General features: G+C 74.5%; 2 protein-coding genes. Both read right to left on the reverse strand.

Annotation, left to right across the window (positions count from 1 at the left end):
• Window positions 1-223: 223 nt before the first annotated feature.
• Window positions 224-658: an RrF2 family transcriptional regulator gene (locus BW996_RS20845; RefSeq protein WP_037486314.1), complete on the reverse strand. Its 435-nt coding sequence runs from the start codon at window positions 656-658 to the stop codon at window positions 224-226.
• A gap of 53 nt (window positions 659-711) precedes the next feature.
• Entirely contained in the window at window positions 712-1938 is a 1227-nt protein-coding gene (hmpA, locus tag BW996_RS20850; RefSeq protein WP_037486311.1) for an NO-inducible flavohemoprotein, read from the reverse strand.
• Window positions 1939-2175 lie beyond the last annotated feature (237 nt).

The following is a 2175-nucleotide window of genomic DNA, read 5'->3' on the forward strand; positions in this document are numbered from 1 at the left end:
GGTCACGCCGATGTACAGCGTGCCCAGGCGCTGGCTGGCCAGCAGGTAGACGGCGGGACGGCGCGGGTCCATGCCCGGCAGTGGAGCGCGCCGGCTGTGGCGGGGGGATCCCGCTGGAGGGGGATGCGGGTGGGGGCTTTGCGTGGGCCCTCGCCTTCGCGAGGGTGACGGGAAAGCTTCGTCATCCCCGCGCAGGCGGGGACCCACGCAGGCCACGGCGCCGTCAAGCGCCCCGATGCAGCCTCACCACCACCGCCCCCGTGCCGCCGCCCATCGCGTCGGCCAGGGTGTGGCGGTCGAGCTCGGCGTAGAAGGCGTCCTCGGCCTGGTTGAGCAGGCCCTTGAGCGTGCAGGCGCCGCGCAGCACGCACGGCGGCTCGGCGCAGTCGATCAGCGCCTCGGTGCGCTCGAGCGCGCGCACGATCTGGCCGAGGCGGTAGTCGGCGGCCGGGCGCGCCAGGCGCACGCCGCCGCCCTTGCCCCGCACGTTGACCAACCAGCCCTGCTGGCCCATGAACTGCACCACCTTGGTCAGATGGTTGGGCGCGGCGTCGAAGCGCTGGCCGATCTCGGCGATGGTGACGACCTCGCCGGGCGCGCTGACGCTGACGTACATCAGCACCCGCAGCCCCAGGTCGGTGAATCGGGTCAGTTGCATGGTGGCCAGCATACGCCAGCGCCCCGCCGGGCCGGGCCCGCGCCCGCCGCCGCTCAGCCCTCGGCCACGCCGCCGGTGCCGAAGGCCTCGGCGTGCAGGCGCGCGGCCGGCACGCCCAGCTGCAGCAGCGCGCGGCGCTGCGCGGCCATGAAGCCGGCCGGGCCGCAGAGATAGATGTCGGCGTCGTCGGGCAGCAGGCCCCGCTCGCGCAGGTCGGCCGGGTCGATGCGGCCCAGCGCGTCGGGCGCGGCGCCGTCGGCCGGCACGCCCGCGGGCGCCGCCTCGTGCACGAACCAGGCGCGCGCATCGGCCAGCCCCGCCACCAGCGCCCGCACCCGCCCCCCGAAGGCCTGCACCCCGGCATGGCGCGCCGCGTGCACGAAGCGCACCGCGCGCGCCGGCTGCGTGCGCGCCAGGTGCTCGAGCATCGCCATCATCGGCGTGATGCCCACCCCGGCGCTGAGCAGCACCACCGGCGTGTCGCGGTCCTCGTGCAGCACGAAGTCGCCCGCCGGCGGCGCGACTTCCAGCACGTCGCCCTCGGCCAGGTGGCGGTGCAGCCAGGTCGAGACCATGCCGGCCTCGCCGCCCTGCCCGTCCTCGCGCTTGACCGAGATGCGCAGGTGATCGCCCCCGGGCGCGTTCGACAGGCTGTACTGCCGCGGCTGGCGGTAGCCCAGCGCCGGCACCAGCATCCGCACCGACAGATACTGCCCTGGCCGGAAGGCCGGCACCGGGCCGCCGTCGGCCGGCACCAGGTGGAAGGAGGTGATCTCCTCGCTCTCGGCCTGGCGGCGCTGCACGCGCAGGCTGCGCCAGCCGGTCCAGCCGCCGGGCTGCGCGGCGGCCTGGTCGTACAGGCCCTGCTCCATGCCGGCCAGCAGCGCCGCCAGCTGGCCGTAGGCCTGCGCCCAGGCGTCCATCAGCGCCGGCGTGGCCGCCTCCTCGCCCAGCACCTCGACGATGGAGGCCAGCAGGTGCCGCCCGACGACGGCGTAGTGCTCGCGCCGGATGCCCAGGCTCACATGCTTGGCGGCGATGCGCTCGAGCACCGGCCGCAGCACCGAGGGATCGTCGATGTGCTCGGCATACGCCGCCACCGCCATGGCCAGCGCCTGCTGCTGCGTGCCGCTGCGCTGGTGGCCCTGGTTGAAGATCTCGCGCAGCTCCGGGTTGTGCTGGAACATGCGGGCGTAGAAGTGGCGCGTCAGCGCCACGCCGTGCTGCTGCAGCACCGGGGCGGTGGCGCGCACCTGGGCGCGGGTGGGGGCGTCGAGCATGGGCGGGGGTCCTTGGCGAGGGTTGAGGAAGATCGATGAAGATCAATAGATGCATTGTGCATGCATCTTTAAAGACCCCGGTGGGCGTGGGCCCTCGCATCCGCGAGGGTGACGGGCTTTGCGTGGGCCCTCGCATCCGCGAGGGTGACGGTGCTTTTTTCCGTCATCCCCGCGCAGGCGGGGACCCACGCACCCCACCCACGCCCGTCATCCCCGCGACACCCCCGCCCCACCCCC

Origin of the sequence: Sphaerotilus natans (assembly GCF_900156335.1) — a bacterium.
GTDB lineage: Bacteria > Pseudomonadota > Gammaproteobacteria > Burkholderiales > Burkholderiaceae_C > Sphaerotilus > Sphaerotilus natans.

What these genes read in the sequence shown, in the direction of transcription:
- BW996_RS20845 (WP_037486314.1), bottom strand. Translation starts at nt 658, where the DNA reads ATGCAACTGACCCGATTCACCGACCTGGGGCTGCGGGTGCTGATGTAC.
- hmpA (WP_037486311.1), bottom strand. Translation starts at nt 1,938, where the DNA reads ATGCTCGACGCCCCCACCCGCGCCCAGGTGCGCGCCACCGCCCCGGTG.